Origin of the sequence: Silicimonas lutimaris (assembly GCF_047314965.1) — a bacterium.
GTDB lineage: Bacteria > Pseudomonadota > Alphaproteobacteria > Rhodobacterales > Rhodobacteraceae > JAVJUV01.
In genome coordinates, this window is sequence record NZ_JBLBVK010000035.1 from 1 (window position 1) to 20105 (window position 20105).

At 60.1% G+C, this 20105-nt stretch carries 12 protein-coding genes; 5 read left to right on the forward strand and 7 right to left on the reverse strand.

Annotated features, from left to right (window positions below; genetic code table 11):
* On the reverse strand, window positions 1–3215 hold a 3215-nt coding region (locus tag ACKLNI_RS03185; protein WP_413717564.1), incomplete at its 3' end, for a hypothetical protein.
* A gap of 931 nt (window positions 3216–4146) precedes the next feature.
* Between ACKLNI_RS03185 and ACKLNI_RS03190 the strand changes: the two genes are divergently transcribed.
* Both ACKLNI_RS03190 and ACKLNI_RS03195 read left to right on the forward strand, forming a co-directional pair.
* Window positions 4147–6477, forward strand: a complete 2331-nt coding sequence (locus ACKLNI_RS03190; protein WP_413717565.1) for a cadherin-like domain-containing protein — start codon at window positions 4147–4149, stop codon at window positions 6475–6477.
* A 177-nt stretch (window positions 6478–6654) separates the two neighbouring features.
* Complete coding sequence (locus ACKLNI_RS03195) at window positions 6655–7332, forward strand: dienelactone hydrolase family protein (protein WP_413717566.1); 678 nt, start codon at window positions 6655–6657, stop codon at window positions 7330–7332.
* 260 nt (window positions 7333–7592) lie between these two features.
* On the opposite strand, the gene ACKLNI_RS03200 is transcribed toward ACKLNI_RS03195, so the two are convergent.
* A complete protein-coding gene (locus tag ACKLNI_RS03200) occupies window positions 7593–11459 on the reverse strand; it encodes an Ig-like domain-containing protein (protein WP_413717567.1) in 3867 nt (1288 codons plus the stop codon).
* Window positions 11460–11622: 163 nt separating this feature from the next.
* Between ACKLNI_RS03200 and ACKLNI_RS03205 the strand changes: the two genes are divergently transcribed.
* From ACKLNI_RS03205 to ACKLNI_RS03215, 3 genes are all read left to right on the forward strand, one after another.
* Window positions 11623–11934, forward strand: a complete 312-nt coding sequence (locus ACKLNI_RS03205; protein ID WP_413717569.1) for a hypothetical protein — start codon at window positions 11623–11625, stop codon at window positions 11932–11934.
* 190 nt (window positions 11935–12124) lie between these two features.
* On the forward strand, window positions 12125–12661 hold the full coding sequence (locus ACKLNI_RS03210; RefSeq protein WP_413717570.1) for a flavodoxin domain-containing protein: 537 nt from the start codon (window positions 12125–12127) through the stop codon (window positions 12659–12661).
* Window positions 12662–12988: 327 nt separating this feature from the next.
* On the forward strand, window positions 12989–13312 hold the full coding sequence (locus tag ACKLNI_RS03215; protein WP_413717571.1) for a hypothetical protein: 324 nt from the start codon (window positions 12989–12991) through the stop codon (window positions 13310–13312).
* 845 nt (window positions 13313–14157) lie between these two features.
* Here ACKLNI_RS03215 and ACKLNI_RS03220 read toward each other — a convergent pair.
* From ACKLNI_RS03220 to ACKLNI_RS03240, 5 genes are all read right to left on the reverse strand, one after another.
* A complete protein-coding gene (locus ACKLNI_RS03220; protein ID WP_413717572.1) occupies window positions 14158–16251 on the reverse strand; it encodes a molybdopterin cofactor-binding domain-containing protein in 2094 nt (697 codons plus the stop codon).
* Window positions 16248–16706, reverse strand: coding sequence for a (2Fe-2S)-binding protein (locus ACKLNI_RS03225; RefSeq protein ID WP_413717573.1), 459 nt, complete (start codon window positions 16704–16706; stop codon window positions 16248–16250). Before ACKLNI_RS03225 ends, ACKLNI_RS03220 begins: the two co-directional genes overlap by 4 nt.
* Before the next feature lie 136 nt (window positions 16707–16842).
* On the reverse strand, window positions 16843–18102 hold the full coding sequence (locus ACKLNI_RS03230; RefSeq protein ID WP_413717574.1) for an LVIVD repeat-containing protein: 1260 nt from the start codon (window positions 18100–18102) through the stop codon (window positions 16843–16845).
* On the reverse strand, window positions 18099–19613 hold the full coding sequence (locus ACKLNI_RS03235; protein WP_413717575.1) for a tripartite tricarboxylate transporter permease: 1515 nt from the start codon (window positions 19611–19613) through the stop codon (window positions 18099–18101). The genes ACKLNI_RS03230 and ACKLNI_RS03235 overlap by 4 nt, the downstream gene beginning before the upstream one ends.
* Window positions 19606–20097: a tripartite tricarboxylate transporter TctB family protein gene (locus ACKLNI_RS03240; protein ID WP_413717577.1), complete on the reverse strand. Its 492-nt coding sequence runs from the start codon at window positions 20095–20097 to the stop codon at window positions 19606–19608. Before ACKLNI_RS03240 ends, ACKLNI_RS03235 begins: the two co-directional genes overlap by 8 nt.
* Window positions 20098–20105 lie beyond the last annotated feature (8 nt).

Below are 20105 nucleotides of genomic sequence, written 5' to 3' on the forward strand. Positions count from 1 at the left end.
TCGTTCGAGTCCGCCCCGGGATCGCCCCTCTCGATGTAGCCGTAGAGAATGTTGTTCGTCGTATCGAGGTCGTAGACAACCGCCTCGCCCCCCGAGAACAGGTCCGGAAGATCCCCAAGACCCGACGACGTCAGCGAGAAGGCCGCGCCTCCTCCAAGATTTTCGTCCGTCCCAACGCTGACGAGGCCCGCCAGTGACCCGCTCGCTGTATTGGTGGTGATGCCAAGGTTACCCTCAACGTCCCCATCCTTCGGATCCGGACCGACATCGTCGGTGCCCGGATCGTCCGTAGCATCCGGATTGAAGTGCTCGTCTTCAACAACGCCACTCGAATAACCCGCGACAGTTATCGGAACGTCGTCTAGAACCCGGAAATCCGCCAGATCGCCAAGATCAAGCACCGGGTCGCCGTCAGAATCGACGACATGCAGCGCACTGGTGAAATCGAACGCGATGTCCGCTTCCAGGTTGTCCCCGAACTGCGCGCCATCGTGGTCAATCTGCCGGAGAACCGTAAACGTCAGAAGGCCCGCCGGTGTGACCTCAAAGGTCACCGCGTTATCCAATGACCTCGTCGTCAGAGGATCTGCATCGTCGTCCGCGTAATCGCCATAGGCGCCATCGGTGATCCCGAATTCTTCAAAGCCGGAAAAGTCGAGGTTTGCATGATCGACGGACTCGATGCGCAGGGTGTCGCCATCCAGCTCGGCTGTCAGAAATCCTGATGCATTGATCGCCGTGACCAGTTGCTCAACGGTCTCGCCATCAGTGGGGACATTGAAGGAGAAAGCTTCGCTATCATCGTCAAGTTCGTCGATTGTGAATGACGTCGAAACCAATGACGCTCCTGGATCTATGTCCGTCGATGGTGTCTTTGTCCCCTCAATAGACACCACTGTTCCGTAGATCACGTAGCCGGTGATCGTCGGCGTGGGCGAACCGCCATCATCATTGACCACACGGTGGTAGTCGATCAGCGCGTCCCGTGAGTAGCGCACCGGCAGTGTCGCGCCCGTAAGGTCAAGGCTGAAAACCGCGTCCGCATCGGTTCCCGACACCACCTGAAGGATCGTCGGGGCATCTACCGATACGCCATTGGTAATGTTGTCGAAATCGTTGTCAGCGACTACATCGGTATCGACGTCGGCCAAGTCGACCTGCACGGACGTCGTCTCGTCCTCATTGCCCGCACCGCCAAGCAAGGAGTCTTCTTCCTCGACATATTTGGGTGCTGACTCCGCTTCGAACGGATAGTCGTCTTCGAAGCCGAAAATGTCCCCGATGGCGACAGACTGCGTCGAGACCTGGGTGATCATGAAGTTGCCAACGTCGAACTCGGCGCTGTCGTCACCGGAATTGTCGCCGTCGTTCTCGATCAGGAGACGGACATGGTAGTCGTCGGTTGTGTACTTGACCGTATCCCCTGCCAGGATGCCGCCCATTTGGACGCCCATTCCGTCTTCGTTGAACGCAACCGTGATGGTGGATGAACCATCGCTTCCGAGAACCGTCATTGGGTCACCGAAATCAAGCAGGTCGGAGCCTGCGTCATCCGCGCCGACGTAGGCAGCATATTCCGCATAGGAAACTGTAAACGTCACATCGGGCGCGTTTTTGCCCTTTGCGCGCGCACCGACGACCGTGATGGACTCGAAGCCGACCATTATTCCGGCGACGCTGTCCATATTGCCGAGCTGAGTTTCGAGGTCTTCCTCGAAAGTCGACCCGCCAAGCAGGCCGGTAGTCGACCCATCGATCGTATCTGAACCACTGATGTTTTCAGAGAGGGCTGTGAGGTACAGGACCGCCGACTTCCCGCTTTGTAGCTGAACGACGTCGAATTGCGCGCTGGTGGCGCCAAGTGTGTCTTCGAAATCAATCTTGTGCTCATCATCCGCTTCGTTCTGATCGAGTTCCGGCACGGTATAATCGGCGCGGGCGCCAGTCACGAAAGTCAGGACCAGGGTATCCCCGAGACCATCGCCGTCTGTGTCCGCCGTCAACATCTGGTTGTTGGTACCGAACACCTGGTCCTGACCCTTGGCCTTAGACGAGTTGACAGTGTCGCCGGACGTAAGATTTTCACCGCTGTCCACGTCAGCCGGGTCGCGGCCGGTAGCGACGATGGCATAATCATGACGAAGGACGCCGTCACCGTCTTCATCGGTCGCGACCGACCCTGTGGAGGCGAACATGATGAACATGTTCTGACCGGAGGGCGCGTTCGTGGCGTCGAAGGACAATTCATTTGTGATGGTCAGCGAGATGGCTTCATCCAGAATGGTGACCAGATTGTCCGGACCATCGGGCCCAACAAGATTCTCTGAATTGGCGTTATCGATGGAGACACCGTCGAATTGGACCGTCCAGAATCGGCCTTCGAGCGTGTCCGGATCGCTGTCAGTTGCACCAGGTGTCAGGACCTGCTCGAAATAGATCGCGATCGCAGGGCTGGTGGGGTCGATGGGGTCGCCATCTGCGTCGACTTCAAAGCCAATGAGAATGTAGTCATCCACTCCATCATTGGTTGGGTCTGGCACCAACCACAGATGAATCGGGTTACGGTCCTCATCGGTATTTCCGGACGTCCAGAGGCCACTCGGAACGCCGTCGGCATCCACTCCGAGAACGGGAAACGGCAAACCGCCGGTGCCTGTGGTCAGCGCGATGTAGTCGAGATCGTCTCCGGTCAACGAGAAGACCTTGGTCAGTTCGAATGAATCGGCGGCCACGTTCAGAAGGGCAGGCAGACCGAAGGCCTCTGTATCGCCTGAGATACTCAGGTTGCCAGTGGTGTAGAGGACGATCTGGTTATCGGCATTCAACTCAGCATTGATGCCAGAAAGGCTTCCGAACTGCGCAATGAGGTCAGCGTATGGATCCAGGGCGGATGCATCATAAGTTACAGCAACGTTATTGATCAATACTGTGTCGCCGTCGCTGAGGTTTGTGAGATCGACAGTTCCGGTGACAGTGCCGTAATTCGACAGGGCCGCCTCGTGGATTTCGTCGTCGAGATCTGCAACGTTGACGCTCAGATAAGCGGCCATCCAATTGGCGAACACAGGAGGAAGTTCGTTGACCGAGATGTCATTGTCGTTGTCGTCTTCCAGCGTTACGCCGGATTGCGTTACGGTATCTCCCCCGTTTTGCTGCCCCAAGCTTTCATCGAGAACTATGCCGCCAAAAATGTCGCTGTCAGAAAGGTCCGTCATTGTTCATTTCCCCCATAAGAATTTGCCTAGCGCGCCAGCCTCGAGAACCTCGCTTGCGCATCCTGCTTGACGATCCGATTTAAGTTTGCCTATCCGGACGCACGCAGGTAGTTGATACGGGTCAAGCGACGATTCCGTGTTCCGATGTTGCTGGTGTTCGACGTGTCTCGATCGGAGGCGAAAGGCGGCCTTCCGCAGCCCGCTGAGCGCGAGATCGACCGACCCCACCGTTGTCTTTCTGGAATTTGAACCTGAGATGCGTCTCCCGACGCTCGGGCAATCAATGCTGCTTGTGGCGTGTTCCGATTATTGCACTCGCCGATCGCGCGATCATGACCGCGCGAGCCTGACCCAGCTACAGATACCCAATCTTTTGACGATCCGTGCCTAAAACCGTCCTTGTACATCCCCACGAGCCCCCAGCCCAATCAGGATGCTCGATACCGCTTCGCCTGTCGTCACATCACAAGCAGCGAACTGATACTGGATAGGAACTCACACAAGCTGCCAGGGCTTCTGCACTCACTTTGACAATTCGGTTCTATCCGAAAGTATATTTTCAGCTTGCGCCACAAAGCATTCGAAAATCAATAGAAAACTTGGAATATTTGTATCATTCCGAATATTTAACAATACATAACAGTTTACTATTTCTGTTTCCGAAATAGAAACAAAAACGACTTGGGAGCCGTTTCCAAGGCTCCGATTTGTGACAGGAGCAAGGCTTTCTCTCTACCATTGGGCGAGTGGCGATTTCAGCCTTCCGAGCGACGTAAAGAGCCAGGGCGAGCGTGTCACGCTCGGCAAAACCCGCCCAATGCCGAAATGGGCAACAAAGCGCCCATGCCACGCTATGGCCATGATTCTGCCTTGCGGAGGGCTAGTTTCGGGAAAAAAACAGCCGGAAACCCTATGCACGAGAGGCGCGTTCATGCCGAAGAATATCGACAAGGGTAACGGTGGAACGGGTCCTGGTAGAGAGCAAAACCTGATTTTCGAAGCTGACGGTGTCGCGGGCACATATGCCGGCGGCCGGGGCGACGACACCTATTTCATCGATCACGCGGATGACCAGGTTTTCGAGAAGAACAATGCTGGCATCGACAGCGTATTCGCGAGCGTGGATTGGACGCTGAGCGACAACCTCGAGGCCCTGACCTTCCTGGGCGAGGGTGACTTCAGTGGTTCCGGGAACGCGGAAGACAACACTATCACCGGTGCCGCCGGGAATGACACGCTCCTAGGACAGGCTGGACAGGACAGTATTGTCGGCGGCGAGGGCGATGACATTCTCGATGGCGGAGAGGGGTCGGACATCCTCGAAGGTGGCCTTGGCTCCGACACGGCTCGGTATCTCGGGTCGGAACATGACTACACGCTTGCGATTGACGGCGATGTGGTGACCGTCACCTCGCTGATCACGGGTGACCGGGACATCCTTACGGAGATCGAGTGGCTTCTTTTTGATGATGCGCGGATTTCGACAGCAAGCCTGACATCTGACCCCGTCCCAAGCTTCGCGACAGCTGCCGACAGTGGCCCGGTCCCTGAGGACGGAACGATCGTGATCGACGTTCTCGGCAATGACGCCGGAGAGGGCCTCACGATTGTCGGTGTCACGCAGGGTGCCCTGGGGGCCGTCACGATCAATACCGACGGAACCCTTTCCTACGCACCAAATCCGGATGTCACCGGCGAGGACAGCTTCACCTACACGGTCATGGATGCGAGCGGCGCAGAGCTGACGGAAAGCGTCTCGATTGACATCCTGCCGGTGAACGACGCTCCGATCGCTGTGGATGACAGCTTTTCGATTTACCTGGGCGCAGATTATTTAGGTTCGTTCAACACCCTGTCCAATGACGCGGACCCCGATGGTGATGCCCTGTCCGTTGTGGCGGGCGGCGCATCGGCAGACGCCCTCGTATCAGGAGATGGCAGCGGTGCATCATTGGTCTTTAAGACCGCGGCCGGGGGCTCGGTGACACTCAATGCAGATGGCACCTTCAGCTACACGGCCGGTGAAACGGAGACCACGGAAGACAGCTTCATCTACGCGGTGTCCGACGGCAGCGACGCGCTGTCGACCGCGGAAGTCACCCTGAGCCTCACCACGTCGGCGCCGGAAGCACCAGCGCCGACCCCGGAGCCCACGCCCTATTACGTGGATGGGTTGATCTATGGCGATCCCTATCGGCTCAATGCCGGGAACGACCTCGGGACGGCCGTCCAGGTCACTTATACATTCCTGTCAGGTGTGCCCAGCTATTATGACGAAAACTCCGCACAAGCTCAGACCTTCGCGGCTTTCGACGATGCACAGCAGGAGACTGTCAGAGCAATACTGTCCGAGCTGTCCTCCTTTGCGAATGTTGAATTCGTTGAAGTGGTTGATGGGCCGGCTACGATCACGTTCGGCTTAGCTGATCTCGGCGGCGCAAAAGGGCTTGCGTTCAAGCCCTTGGGAACCGAAACGGGAACGTATTCCTCGGATATCTGGCTAGATTTGGCGCATGTGGCCACCGGCATGGACCCGGGAGATTATGCTTACTGGACGCTAACTCATGAAATTGGTCACGCCATAGGCCTGGATCATTCTGCACTCCCAAACGACGAAAACAACCTGCAGTATTCGGTTATGTCTGGCAGTGCACATCCCGAATTCGGACTTCCAGATTCCTATCAACTCTATGACGTTGCGGCACTGCAGTACCTCTACGGCGCGAACACCTCGGACACGGCCGGCGATGACGTCTATGCGTTTGATGCCCTTTCGGACGGCACGGCCGTCATCTGGGATGCCGGCGGCCGCGATACGATCGACATGTCCGGAGCCACCTACGGTGTGGAGATCGATTTGAATGAAGGTGTATTCAGCGATATCACGGCCCTTGGCAGCAACAATGTCGCGATTGCCTTTGGTACCACGATCGAGAATGCGATCGGCGGCGGCCATGACGATGTGATCCGCGGCAACGAGGTCGACAACTGGATCGACGGCGGTGCGGGCAACGATGTGCTCGCGGGCGGTGCCGGCTTCGACACCTACGGGTTCAGCAGCGGCTGGGGACAGGATACGATCGAGGATTATACTGTCGGCGAAGACCGCCTCGACTTCTCGAACACCGGCCTGACGCTCGAGAACCTCCTGATCACGGCCGTCGATGGCAATACCATCCTCAGCGATGGCGAGAACAGCGTGACGCTGACCGGGGTCGATGGCACCGAGACGAAGCTCGACGAGAGCTTCCTCCTCTTCTGATCGGCCATTATCACCGAAATACGCGAGGCCCTGGACGCATGTCGCGCCCGGGGCCTTGTCTTTCGACGAGGCGCAATCGTCTCCAACCAAGACGCGACAGACGGCCAACCTCCCGGCCCGGGACCAGGAATTGATCAGCGTCAAGGCACCGAAGCCGCGTCCACGGTCAGATGCCTCATGACCGAGATCGAGGAACGCGGCGTTGAGGTCGCTGCAGACGGCGAGCAGATATCCTTGCCCGGAACCTTGCTTCTACCGCCGCGCGCAAAAGCCTTGATCGTCTTTGCCCATGGCAGCGGCAGCAGTCGGCTCAGCCCGCGCAACCGCGCGGTCGCCGAGGCTCTCGCTGAACAAGGGTTCGCGACGCTCCTTTTCGATCTTCTGACCGAGGCAGAGGCGCGCGACCGGGCCAATGTCTTCGATATCCCGCTCCTCGCCGAGCGCGTGGGCGCGGCCATTCGCTGGGTCCGCGCGAGTCCCAACCTCGGTGCCCTCGCTCTCGGGCTCTTCGGCGCGAGCACCGGCGCAGCGGCGGCGCTCGTGGCCGCGGCCAAGGCCCCCGGCGAGGTCGGCGCCGTGGTCTCCCGCGGCGGGCGTCCCGACATGGCCGAAGGCGCCCTCCTCTCGGTCGAGGCCCCGACCTTGCTGATCGTGGGCGGTGCGGACCACGGGGTAATCGAGCTGAACGAGGCCGCCCACGCCGCGCTCCGCTGCCCGGCAAAGCTCGAGATCATCCCCGGCGCCACGCATCTCTTCGAGGAGCCGGGCGCGCTTGCGGCGGTGGTCGATCTCGCGGCGCGATGGTTTGACCTCACGCTGACCGCGGGCCCGGCCCGATGGAACGACGGGGAGTAAGACCCCCGAACGGGCGCCAGCCCGAGTCATCTCGAGGGCGAAGATTTCGGCCCCGTTGAGACCCCTTTTTAAAGAGGTCCGCAAAATTCCCGACTCGAAGGCCCGATAACGTGCGACCTCGTCTTCAAACGACAGCGCGATCGGAGTAGCGGAACCCTGTCTCGCAACCTCGACACCGCGACTCTGCTCGCGCTCAGAACGGCTTTCCTGCCGAGCGAAAAGGGTCTTCCGAAGTCCCCTTTCGACCGAGGTCTGCCGTGTTATGCGACGAACTGGCTGTCGAAGAGGAAATCATCCGCCGTAAGGGTCAGTTCTGCGTAGTTCGCAAAGGTCAGGCTGTCGCCGCTTGCGAATTGCAGGATCTGGTCGGAGCCTGAGATGCTGAAGGACAGGTCGGTGAACGTGGTCTCTGAGAAACCGCTCAGCGAGACGAGATCGAATTCCTCCTGGTTGAAGTCGAGGATCACGTCGTCGCCGTGGCCGAACTCGAAGTAGAAGATGTCCGCATCGGCTCCGCCTGCAAGGGTATCGTTCCCGAAATGGCCGTATAGTTCGTCCAGTCCGGCCCCGCCGCTGATGTCGTCGTCACCACGCATCCCGGCGAGCCGGTTGGCGCTGTCGTCGCCCAGAAGCGTGTCGTTGCCGTCCCCTGTGACCGCATGTTCGATCTGGGTGCCGGCATCGAAGGAGGCGATGGTCACTTCTCCGGCAGTCACGCCGGCTGCGAGATCGACCGCGATATCCGATGTCATCGCCGCGAGGTTCAGCCAGTCGATGCCGCCGGTGTCTGACAGGGTGACGCGATCGGCGTCGCCGTCGAGACCCATGCTCAGCATTTCGTCGGTATAGGTGTAGATGTCATTGTCGAGGCCGGTGTCCGAGCCGTGGAACTCCATGCCCAGCTCGACAAGAGTGTTGCCGTCGTACTCCCTCCGGTAGTTGTCGACGTCGAAGGTGACGTCCTTTTCCATGAGCGTCACGGTCCAGGTGCCGTTGGGGTCCTCGCCGCGGAAGGCGTTGGCCCCGAAGGTCCAGGTGACGTTGACGGTCAAAAGCTGGAAGCCGATGAAGTCATAGGCCGGCGTGTAGTCGTTGATCGGCACGTCGAGCAGCGTCACGGTCGTCCCGTCGGGCGAGGTGATCTGGAGCATCACCTCCTGCATCAGCGTCGTGCTGAGGTTCATGTAGATGTCGACATATTCCAGGTCCATCGGCGCGCCGGAATAGTCGAAAGTCCATTCAGCAATGTCGCCGTTGCCCGAGACCGTGAGGTTGGGGGTCATGACCCCGGTGCCATAGCTAACCTCGTTCGCCGAGGTTTGCGGCACGTCGAAGAAGCCCCAGACCTCCGCCATGCGCACGGCGGCCAGCGCGTTCACGGCACCGTAGCCATAGTCTTCCGAGAAGTGCATGCCGCCGCCGTTCCACGTGTCGGTACCGTTCCAGGTGCCCGGGAAATACTCGATCTGATCGAGCCCTGTCGTTTCGCGTATGCCGTCGGAATCCAGGTCGACGGGGACGATCTCGGCATCAGTTCTCTGGACCTCGATCTCGCTGCCGGTCCAGGTTGCCGATTGCGCGAGGATGGTCTGCACGTCGCGCCAGCCCAGCAATTCGTTTGCGTCCAGCATCAGGGCCACGACGCCCGCCACGGTCGGCGTTGCCGCCGAGGTGCCGCCGAAGCCGCTGGTGTCGTTGGCGCTGCTCCAGTCCTCGGGGCCATAGCCGAAGCTGCCCAGGCGGTCCGTGGTCGGAATGCGCAGATCGCTCTCGGCCGTCATGTCGCCATTGGCATCGACGATGGTGTTGCCGCTGGATGGCGCCGAGACCAGGATGTTCGCGCCGCGGCTGGAGTACCAAGAGACGTCGCCATCGGAATCGTAGGCGCCAACGGTGATCGAGAAGCGGGTCGTATCGGTGAAGTCGCCCTGTGAACTGTCCGCCCAGTTGCCCGCGGCCTTCAGGATGATCGTCCCCAGCCCGCCCCGACCGGTCGTTGTCGCGTCTTCGGCGGCCGCGACATAGGCCAGGATGGGGGCCGCGGTGTCGTTCAGATAGGTCGGTGCGCCGCCCCAGCTGTGGTTGACGACATCGAAATTGCCCATCTGCGCGATGGCATATTCGAAGACGGTTGTATCGGTGGTGTTGATGTTCGCCGGGCCCGAAAAGATGTTCACGCCGACCAGCGTGGCGTCATAGGCGATGCCTACCGTGCCCTCGCCGTTACGTTCGCCCGCGATGATGCCGGCCACGGCGGTCCCGTGGTTCGCCTCGTTCTCGTTTGTCGGCATCGGGTCGAGTTCTGTGCCCCGATACCTAAGATGCAGCGAGGCGTCGTAATTGTCGTCGAGATCGACATGGGTGTATTCGATCCCGTCGTCATAGACCGCAACCGTGACGCCGACGCCGGTATAATCCACCCAGACATCCTCGATGCCGCCCAGCATTTGCAGGTTCCACTGTTCGGCGTAAAGCGGATCGATCTCGGGTGCGGGAGGTTCCTCAACCAAGATAGTGAAAATGGAGGGGCCGGTGGGCTCCCCCGCAACATTGCCCGCTTCGTCGAAGGTCTGGAGCGTGATCTCGTGGGTTCCGGCAGCAAGGCCTGAAAGGTTTGCCGACCAGTCACCCGCATCGTCCGCATAGGTGTGCGTCGCAAGGACGCCATTTACATAAACATCCACGCGTGCATTGCGCTCGGCCGTGCCCACCAAAAGCGGACTTGAATCGGTAGTTGTCGATCCGCTGCCGATAGGCAGGGCGTCCGAAGACCCGCCATCATCGACCCTGACTTCGGTCAGAACAGCGGCACTGACCGCAGTGTCGATTGTGATGCTGAGATCGCTCGTCCAGGCTGTATTGCCCGCGGCGTCAGTGACGAGTGCCCGATAGGTATAGGTCCCATCCGTCAAGGCTCCAGGAGCGAATGTCCAGCTACCATCTCCAGCGACCGTGGCGATCACGCCAGCGTCAAGGTTCGCCTCGCCGCCGATGACGGGGTAGACCATCACGGTCGACCCCGCCTCCGCCATGCCTGTCAGAACCGGTGTGGTGTCCGAGGTGATGCCGTCGCCGTCGATGCCGGTATCATCGGAGATACCGTCGATCGTTGCGATCGAAACCGAACTGTCTATGGTTATCTGGAAATCCGCCGATGTCGCGGTATTCCCCGCGACGTCAGTGACGACAACATACAAGGTATGGGTCCCATCGCCGAGCCCCAGGATTTCAATCGCCCAGGTTCCGTCCGACGCAATAGTCTCTCCGAGGAGCGTTCCGCCGGCATCGTAGAGTTGGACAGTTGCGCCGGGCTCGGTGGTGCCAGTGACCGTCGGTGTCGTGTCGGTGACGACACCGTCGGCGTCCGGGGTTACATCGTCGGACAGCACGGCATCAATGGACGCGTTTGGAGCCACGATATCGAATGTCAGGCTGGTCGTGGCGGTAACGCTTTCGTTGCCGGCCGCATCATAGAGGCGTGCACTGACGAGGTTTTCCCCCTCGGACAGGCCGGTATCCGTCGTGGTCAGTACGACATAGCCCTGGTCGATGTCGGCTTGGGTAATCGTGGCCGAGACATTCATGACGCCGTCAATCAGGAGTTCGATCTGATCCCCGGTCTCCACGCTGGCATCAAGATCGATCCGGAAACTGGCAATATCGATATTTGTGACGCCGTCACCCTCGATACCTGAATCCGAGGACGCGAGCAGAAGCGGAACCGAGGCGGTCGGGGCGGTCGTATCTTCGCCTTCTATCAGAAGATTATAGGGCTCGGTCGACACCGTTTTGGGCCGATTGTTTTTCGGGTTTATCTCCGTGTAAGAGGCCGAGACCGTGAAGTTGCCTATTTCGTCGGAAAAGTCATCCGCGGGTGCCGCGGGGTCGATGTTGATCAAGTTGATGAATTCGATGGACCAGCTGCCGTCGCTCTCGACATTTGCTGTGCCTTCCCAGGTGGTCCCGTCAGCATCGGTAACGCGGACCGTGATCGTGCTAACGGAGGGATCACAGGTTCCGATCAGCGCAGTCTCATCAGCGCTGAGACCCTGTACGACGAAGGCAATGTCACCACCGCCGCCACCGCCGCCATTTTTTCCGCCACCGGTGTCATTGGGCTTCGGCATGTCATGACCTCCTGTCCCTCACGGAAGTGAGTATCCGTGCAAAGAAATTTTCTGAGTTTCCCTAGCACGGTGAGGCATTTTTATGAAATTTAATAGCCATTTTAATGTGTTAAGGGTCCGATTTGGAAACCGAGCGTCAGAAGAGTGAGGGATTGTTTTCCCTTTGGAAACAGCGCCCTTCCGTCTGGGCGTTCTCGCGGGGAGATACGCGCATAAAAAAGCCGCGAAGATTTCCGAGCGTGACTTGACGGGATGCCTGGTGCCGGTTCTGCGTGACCGTTCCTTTTTTGATGCCGTAAAACTGCTCCTCATAGCATGGCTCATGCGAATGTCAGGCATTGGGGACGAAACGTTCAGCCTGCGTGCCGGCAAGGAGGAGAGCGTCTCCCTGTCGTGCATCTTCGACGACGTCGACGAGGTTGTCCTGACAGCATCGGGCGGCTTGGTTGTTGACGACCTGGCCTTCTTCGTCTGAAGAGCGCCGTATTCTGCTACCAGTCAGAGGACGACCAATCTCCGGCGCGCTTTGAACATCGGCAGACGCGGCTGCGCCGTCGTGTTGCAACCATGAACCTTTCGGGTGATCGTCAGGCCACAAGTCGGAGGCTACGCGGATTACAGTTTCGCAGCGCCCTTCAAAGGATTTTAGGGGGAGGAGGTGGCTCATGAAGGTTTTGATCCTATTTGCAACCGAGGAGGGGCACACAGGCCGGATCGCGCGTTTCGTCGAGGAGGCCGCGGCGCGACTGGGCCATGATGCCCTTTTAGTTGACGCCGACGATCCTGCGGATCTGGACTTCGATTGGATCGATGCGGTGATCCTGGCCGCGCCAGTCCATCAGAGACGCCATCCGAAGACCTTTGAAGCTCTGATCGTGGCGCACAGAGAAGAGCTGGCGCGCGTTAGGACGCTTCTTCTCTCGGTCAGCCTGAGTGCCGCTTTCCCCGAGGGCCGGGAGGAAGCGGAGGACTACGTGCTAGAGATGAAAATGCGAACGGGTCTCGAACCCGACGTTGAGCTGCTCGTCGCCGGTGCCGTGCGCACAGATCACTACGACTACTTTGCGATGCAAGTTATCCGGCACGTTGTTCTCAGAGGCCGGGATTTTGATCCGGGTGACGGCGAGCATGACTTTACCGACTGGGACGGGCTCTCGGCAGAGGTCTCGCGTTTTCTCGCGGAAGAGACGCGCGCGCCCTGACCGCGAGCATGTGTCCTCGCCAGACGGATTGGAGTTCAAAGTCTCGTCTCTCGGTGAGTGCGTTCTTTCACACTCGAGGCGGACCGTCCTCGGTCCACCGCGGCGGCGGCGGCGCATGCTCAAAGTGGGACGATCAGGGCACTCCAGCTGCCATGGCCGCGGAGCAAATTGTGACGTGCCCGAGGCGCTGATACCAACTCGACGTTCTCTTTCCGTGGGCGAATTGGTGCCGAGTTTCGAAGAGCGGGCGCTTATGTCATATTCTCGCCTCAATTCTCTTGATACTTTGCGCCTACGACCCAAAACGCAGCAGGAAAGACTGACGTCATGAAGGCAGAGGCAATTCAGAAAGCGCTCGACGCGCTCACAGGCAAAAGTGCAGCTGGAATTACCACCGCAAGCGAGGTTCTCACGAACGTCCAGGCCGAACCCGCGCCACCCGCAGGCGTACCGGCACCACCTGAAGCGCAGGGCCCCGAGACCCAGGAGGCCGGCCCGCCCGAGGGCCTGCCGCCGGTTGAGGCAGGCAACATGGACGGTATCGCGGCGCTTACCGGGCTCCCCATGGTCCCAATGGGCGACCTTCCCGACCCGGCGGACATCCCCGCGGACGAGGAGGCCCAGGGCGCGGCTTTCGACTTCCTCTTCTGATCAGAGCGCGCATGCGCAAGGCGCCCGGCTCCCTCCGGCCGGGCCCTTTTTCAACCGACACGCCGCCTTGGCGGCGACGGCTTGGTCGAATTCTCTGTGAAATCTTGGCGCGCACGCTCTGCAAGTCCAACCATTATTCCGCGTGCGGGCCCGCACGCGGTCTCTTTCACGTCGCTCAAGCGGGAAGAACGTCATAGCCCTGTTCAGTCACGGCCGTCTGAACGGCGCCACCCTCACCATCGAGGTGGCGGCACCCGGGTCTTCTGTCACGCTGCTGACCGTCAAGCTCTCTCCTCAGAGCGTGACCGACGCAAATGCCCGATAACGCAAGCCCGCGATGTTCTTTAACCGCGCCAGTGTCCCGACCGCCTGATTCATTTTTTTTAAAGAGGGGTTTGCACCAAGCGGTCGAGACGGCCCCCACTCTGTCCAGCCAACCCCTCCCCAAAATTGGCTTCGCAACCGTGGCAGCACAAAATCATATCATATTTCGCATGAATTTTATACCCACACGGGGAGCAAAAAAGTTAAACGGCAACGCCGTCCAATTCAGACATCCAATGGATATTGAATGACTGCGTCGGAAGAATTGCGCCATTCTAGAAGCCGACGGCTGGCAGGCTGGCAGTGGGACTATCAGAGAAAAATAGACCAGCTCGAAAGACAGGTCGTCCCTGTGGTCAACAGCGAAGAGAATGACGCCGTTCGACTGCAAAATTCGTGTGTCCGCAAGCGGACGTTGGTTCTATGAAGACGGGGCCAGTCACTTTGGCGGCGCGCTTTTTCCGAGTGCAATGAGAAGGGAAAAGTCGAATGGGCGCGGTCTCCTACTCACACCTCTCCGGTCATGTATGGAGCGCTGCGGACCTGAGGTATTCCGGGGTAAACGGCAATCTTCTGATGCGAAGACCAATCGCGTTGAAAATGCCGTTGCCAATCGCCGCAAGCGTCGGGCCCGGCGCGGCTTCGCCGGCTCCAACAGAAGGCGCGTCACCGCGATCAAGGAGGATGACCTTGATGATGGGAACGCCGTCGAAGCGCAGGACCGGGTAACTATCCCAGTCACGTGACGTCACACCATCGCGATCCCAAGTCACTTCCTCGCACAGCGCCCAGCTTGCGGCCTGCAAGAAGCCGCCTTCGAGTTGCGCGGTCAACCCGTCCGGATCGATAACCCGACCCGCATCGGCAACGATGACAGCGCGCCGGAGGTGGATGGAGGCGCTATCATCGATGTCGAGGTCCACCGCCACGCCGACCCTGGTCATGGCGTTCTTGTATTGGGCATAGGCAAGGCCGCGCCCGTCCGTTTCCCGGTGCTCCGTGATTTCTTCGGCAAGCCTGTCCAGAACCGCCAAGGCGCGAGTGTCGGTGAGATGCGCCTTTCTGTATTCAAGCGGGTCCCAACCCTCGGCGCTGGCGATCTCGTCAACAAAGCTCTCGATGGCGAAGACATTCAGCGCCGCACCAAGGCAGCGGAGTGCCGAGGTTCGCAGCGGCAAATCGCGAACAAGGTTCTTGACGTAGCGGGCCTTGGGAATGTCATAGACCGGGTTGAGATTGCGCTGAAGCCCACCGTGCCGGTTCATGTTCGGCACAGCGGGTGCGGGCCCTTCCGCCCGTGCTCGGAATTGATTTGCAATCAGCTTTTTCGCGCCCGTCCGGTCCTTCCCGGCGCGCGGTCGGCCGCGAAAGGTGCCGCCGATGGCTTCAGCGGAAAATTCGGCTATGCGTCCATCTCCATCGGTGACGGCGCCGACCTCGACGGCGCTGGCGGTGCCATAAGGTTCCCAGGCGTGCTCGTCTTCCCGGGTCCACTTCAACAGGATAGGGGCTCCGGGCAACGTCATCGCAATCAATGCCGCCTCGAAGGCAGCGTCGTCGGCGCCATTGTGGCCGTAACAGCCTGAGCCGGGCGCATGCGTCAAGATCACGTCCTTGGGCATCAGGTCGAGGCTCTCTGCAATTGCGTTGCGAAGGACGTAAATCCCCTGGCTGTGGGTGGTGATCGAAAGCCTCCTGCCATCCCACTTGGCAAGTGCCGCCGAGGGCGCAAGCGCTCCATGCATGGTGAAAGGACGTTCGTAACGCGCCAAATAGGTCGGGTTCTCCATTGGCGCAGGTATCTCGGTGTCCTCGCGTGGTGTCCCGTCAACGACAGTGAGCCGTAACGCATTGTCCTGTGTCAGCTGGGAAAAAATATCCATCTCGGGAAGGCCTACGCCGCTGTCCCAATGGCACGCATTTGCGAGACGCTGGGCCGCTCGGACCAGGGGCCATTCCGAGGGGCCTGCAACGCCCAGGAAACTGCCGTCGCGGTGGATGTGAAAGCCCTCGTCTTCGAGTTTCCGCAGGATGGCGCCATCGATATTTGCCAAACTCGCGCGCGAATGTGGCGGGTGGACGACCCTGGCATGAAGCATGCCCGGTAAATCGAAGTCATGCACGAAGCGATAGTGCCCCGTGACGATATCTCCAATGCCGGACATTGGTATCGCGCGCGCATCATCGCGAAATCGCGTCGGTACTTCATCGGATACAGGTATGTCCAGTCCGGCTTCTGCCGCAATATCGAAGACGGGGATTGGACGGTTCAGACCGGGTCCGAAAAAAGAACCATCTGTCAACGCCCAGTCGTCCGGCGCCCCGCCGTACCGCCTGACGACCTCCGAAAGGAGACTGGCGCGCAGCGTCGCGGCGGCACGGCGAAGCGCCCACCCGGATTGTTCCACCGAGTTGCTGCCGGACGTCACGCCCTCATCCGGACTGTCGGCAGTTGTGACGGGCAGGACCTCGATCCGCTCGAAAGGAAGAGTAAGTTCCTCATGCACGATGGCCACAAGCGCGGTTGAGATGCGCTGACCGATGTCGACTTTGCCGGTGCGGACGAAGAGCTTGCCGTCACCAAGACGGAGGCGGTCGGAAACCCGCTCGGTCATGCCTTGCCGCTCGCGATGTCGATGGCGCGCAGCACGCGGGGGTGCGAGCCACAGCGGCAGAGATGCGGCGTCAGCTCGCGTTTGGCAGTCTCCCGGTCTGGATGCGGGGTCCTGGACAGAAGCCCCGTGACGGCGACAACCAGGCCGGCTGTGCAATAGCCACATTGTGCAGCGGTCGCCTGGATAAAGGCCTGCTGCACGCGCCTGCCGGTCTCGGTCGCCGCAAGGCCCTCGATCGTGAGGATCTCTTTGCCTTCGAATTCGGCGGCAGGCGACACGCAGGACAGGGTCGGCACACCGTCCACCAGCACCGCACAGGCTCCGCATTGCTCAAGCCCGCAGCCAAGTTTCGTTCCCTTGAGCTTCAGCTCGTCGCGAAGGACAAAGATCAGCGGCGTTTCAGGGTTCGCCGTGACCTCATGGGCTTCACCGTTGATCCGAAGCGAAAGTGTCACTGCGGGTTTTCCCGCAGAAGGTCCGAGATGACCTGGGCTGGGCGAAAGCGGGACCGGCCGGGGCAGGGGAAACCGGCAATGCGCGCCGCGGCGCGACGGTTGGCGTTGTCAGCGCGGTGCGGACGTCGCTCCTTGGTCACAGCGTCATCTCCAGAATGTCGAATCCGTTGACACGATCCAACAGATAGATCAGCCCGTCCTCACCGACATCCACATCATTCGATTGCGGCGGCCCGCCCTTGCCAGGTTCGGGCATGTAGTGAGCGATCTCGACGGGCAGAAACGGGTCCTTCAGGTCGAGGACGCGAAGCCCGCCGGCGAACCACGTGGCGTATACAAGCGTGCTGTCCAACTTCTCGCGGAATTGGTGCGCACCAAAGCGGACACCTGGCTGGCCGACCCATGGGCAAGAGCGCTCGGTCAGGTCCCAGGCGGCGACGGGTTCGATGTTTCCCATGTCGGTCACATCGAGCACCCAGAGGAAGCCATGCAAACGGCCCGGAAGGTGGTCGTGCTCCTCGTCGATGGCAATCGCATAACGGCGCGAGTTGATCGGCTGGTCCAAAGGCATCACGGTATGGGTTGGCTCGGGGATCGCCTTCGGCCAGATGTAGCTGCCCTTGACCGTTGGCCTCGTGATCTCGGATGCATCGAGCACGCGGAACCCGGCGTGCCAGACCGCTGCCCAGAGTTCGTCGCCGACGCGCATCGCGTGATGAAGACGGTTGCTGTAGCCTGCCCAAGTGGGCGTTTCGCCTCCCTCCAGATGCTGCCCTGGCATGTGCCAGCGCGATACTTCTTTCGGAGCGGTCGGATCGGCAAGGTCATATATGACCAGGATATTGCCAAGATAGCCCTCCATCTCGGTCGAGATGTAGGCATATTTTTCGTCCATGTCGAAGCGGTGCACGCCGAAACCGTGCGTCCTGACGTAGGACAGAAGCTTCGGTGCGGTCTTCTCCGAGATGTCCCAGACCCGAAATCCGCCCGCCGTATAACCGCGCTCGTTTGCCTCCTCGAGGACGGGAATATCTTCTGCTTTCACGCCAAGCTCTGCGGCAATACCGGCAACATCGAGACCTTTCTCGCGCAGCGCCGGGATCTTTTCACCCTTTCGCAGGAAGTGACGGCGGTCCATCTCGACGTTGGTGATCATCAGGTCGCCCGCGACACGTACCTTGTGCGTGTGGGACCATTCATCTGGTGGTTCGACATGGGACACGACCCGGGGATTGGCTGGCTCGCGTATGTCGATGATCGACGTTCCCATCGGCGGTTTCATGTGACCGACGAAGGCGTAGCCGTCCTGGACAACCACCTGCCCTCCGCCCGGAATGTCGAGATGGCCCAATCGACGGATGTTCCGGGAAAGCTGATATTCGACTTCCTGTTTCATTCGGCGTGTACCTTTGGACTAAGTCGCCTGCGGCGGCGCTCAAAGAAGATCGGCAGCAGCAGCGATACGATAAGCGCGACCCAGAGGACGTTGCCAAGGGTCGACGAGAAGAGGACGGAGACATCGCCGCCCGACTTTTTCAGGGCCAGCAGGAAGTATCGTTCAAGCAATGGTCCGAGTATGACACCGATCAGGATCGCCGCGACGTGGTAGCCCGTCCGTCGCGCGATGTATCCGAGAAAGCCAAAGGCGAGTGCGAGGTACATGTCGAACATGTATTCACGGGGCACGAAGCCGCCCACCAGCGTGAACGAGATGATGAGAGGCGCCAGATAGATCGTCGGCACCGTGGTGACGTGGCTCATGTACCGCGAGAGCGGCAGGATCGTGAAAAACATGAACAGGTAAGACAATGCCATCGCCATGAACATGCCGTAGCCGACTTCCGGTTGCCGCTGGAACAGCGAGGGGCCGAAGCCGACGCCGTGGAATTGCATGACGACGAGCATGATCGCCGCCGTCGCACCTCCGGGGATACCGAGAACGAGAAGCGGAACAAGCGTGCCCGAGGTGACGCCGTTGTTGGCGCTTTCGGGCGCGATCAGGCCCTCTGGGTGTCCGGTGCCGTAGCGCTCGGGGGTCGAGGAATAAGTGCGGGACTGCTGGTAGGCGACGAAGCTGGCGATGGAAGCGCCCGCGCCCGGGATCACGCCGATGACGAGGCCGATGAGCGAGGTCCAGACGATGTGCCACCAGCGGGAAAGGGCGATGGTCACGCCTTCGAACGTGTCATGCCAGTTAGGGGACTTGGGCTCGGCGTCTTCCGAGATGATCACCTTCTTCTCGATGATCATGAAAGCTTCCGAGACGGCGAAGAGGCCGACAAGCGCCGGGATCAGGGGAACGCCGTCGTAAAGCTCGAGGAATCCCATCGTGCCGCGCGGCGTGGCATAGACGACATCGGTGCCGATGGAGCCGATCATCAGGCCGAGGAAGCCCGCGATCAGGCCCTTGACCATGTCCTGTGCGGCGATCGACGCGATGAGCGAGATGCCGAAGAGCATGACGACGATCATCTCGACCGAGTGCATGTAGAAACCGACGCGAGCCAGAAGTGGCATCGTTGCAAGTGCGATGAGCGTCGTTAGCAGACCGCCAATGCAGGAGGCGACAAAGGAAATGGACAGTGCCTGCTGGCCCTTGCCGGCCTTCGCCATCGGGTAGCCGTCGAGCGGTGTCGCCGCAGCTCCGGCGGTGCCAGGGATGTTGACAAGGATCGCCGGAATGCCGGCCCCCATGCGCGCCGCGCAATAGAGCGTGACCATGAAGATGATCCCGGTCTCGACATCCATCGCCAGCGTGAGCGGCAGCAGGATGATGATCGTGTTGGCTGCCGAGAAGCCCGGGATGCCACCGACGATCAGCCCGAGGAAGATCGTCGGGACGATGACCCACCAATAGGACATGGTGTGAAGAAAGACTTCGAAGAGGAGGGACGCCGTCTCACCCATTGGCCAGCACCGCCTTCATCGTCGTTTCGAACCAGCCGCGCGGAAACCGTGTGTCGAAGGCCCAGATGAACACCGCCCATCCGACGAGCGCGATCGCTGCCGAGAGGCCGAAGATGAAGGGCACCCGCTGGAAGCGTGAAAGCATGGTCATCGAGGCGAAGAGAAAGAGAAAGGTCGCCAGCGTGAAGCCCAACGGCTCGATCAGCAGGCAGAAGCCCAGAGTGGCTGCGAGGAGGCCGATGCGTCCCGTCGCGATGTCCTGCCGGCTGACAAGGTTTGCGAAGCCGAGCGACCCCTCGCCGCGCGCAAGCCAGAGGATGCAGCGCAGGATGAAGATACCCGAAACCAGAAGCAGGATGCCGCCGACCATGAAGGCCGAGACCTGGGCGGTCCAGGGCGAGTTCCAAATCGTGGTGAAGTAGTAGATGGTGAACGCGACTGCCAGGATCGGGATCACCAGCTCGCCGCCGAGTTGACGTTTCATTTTCCAGC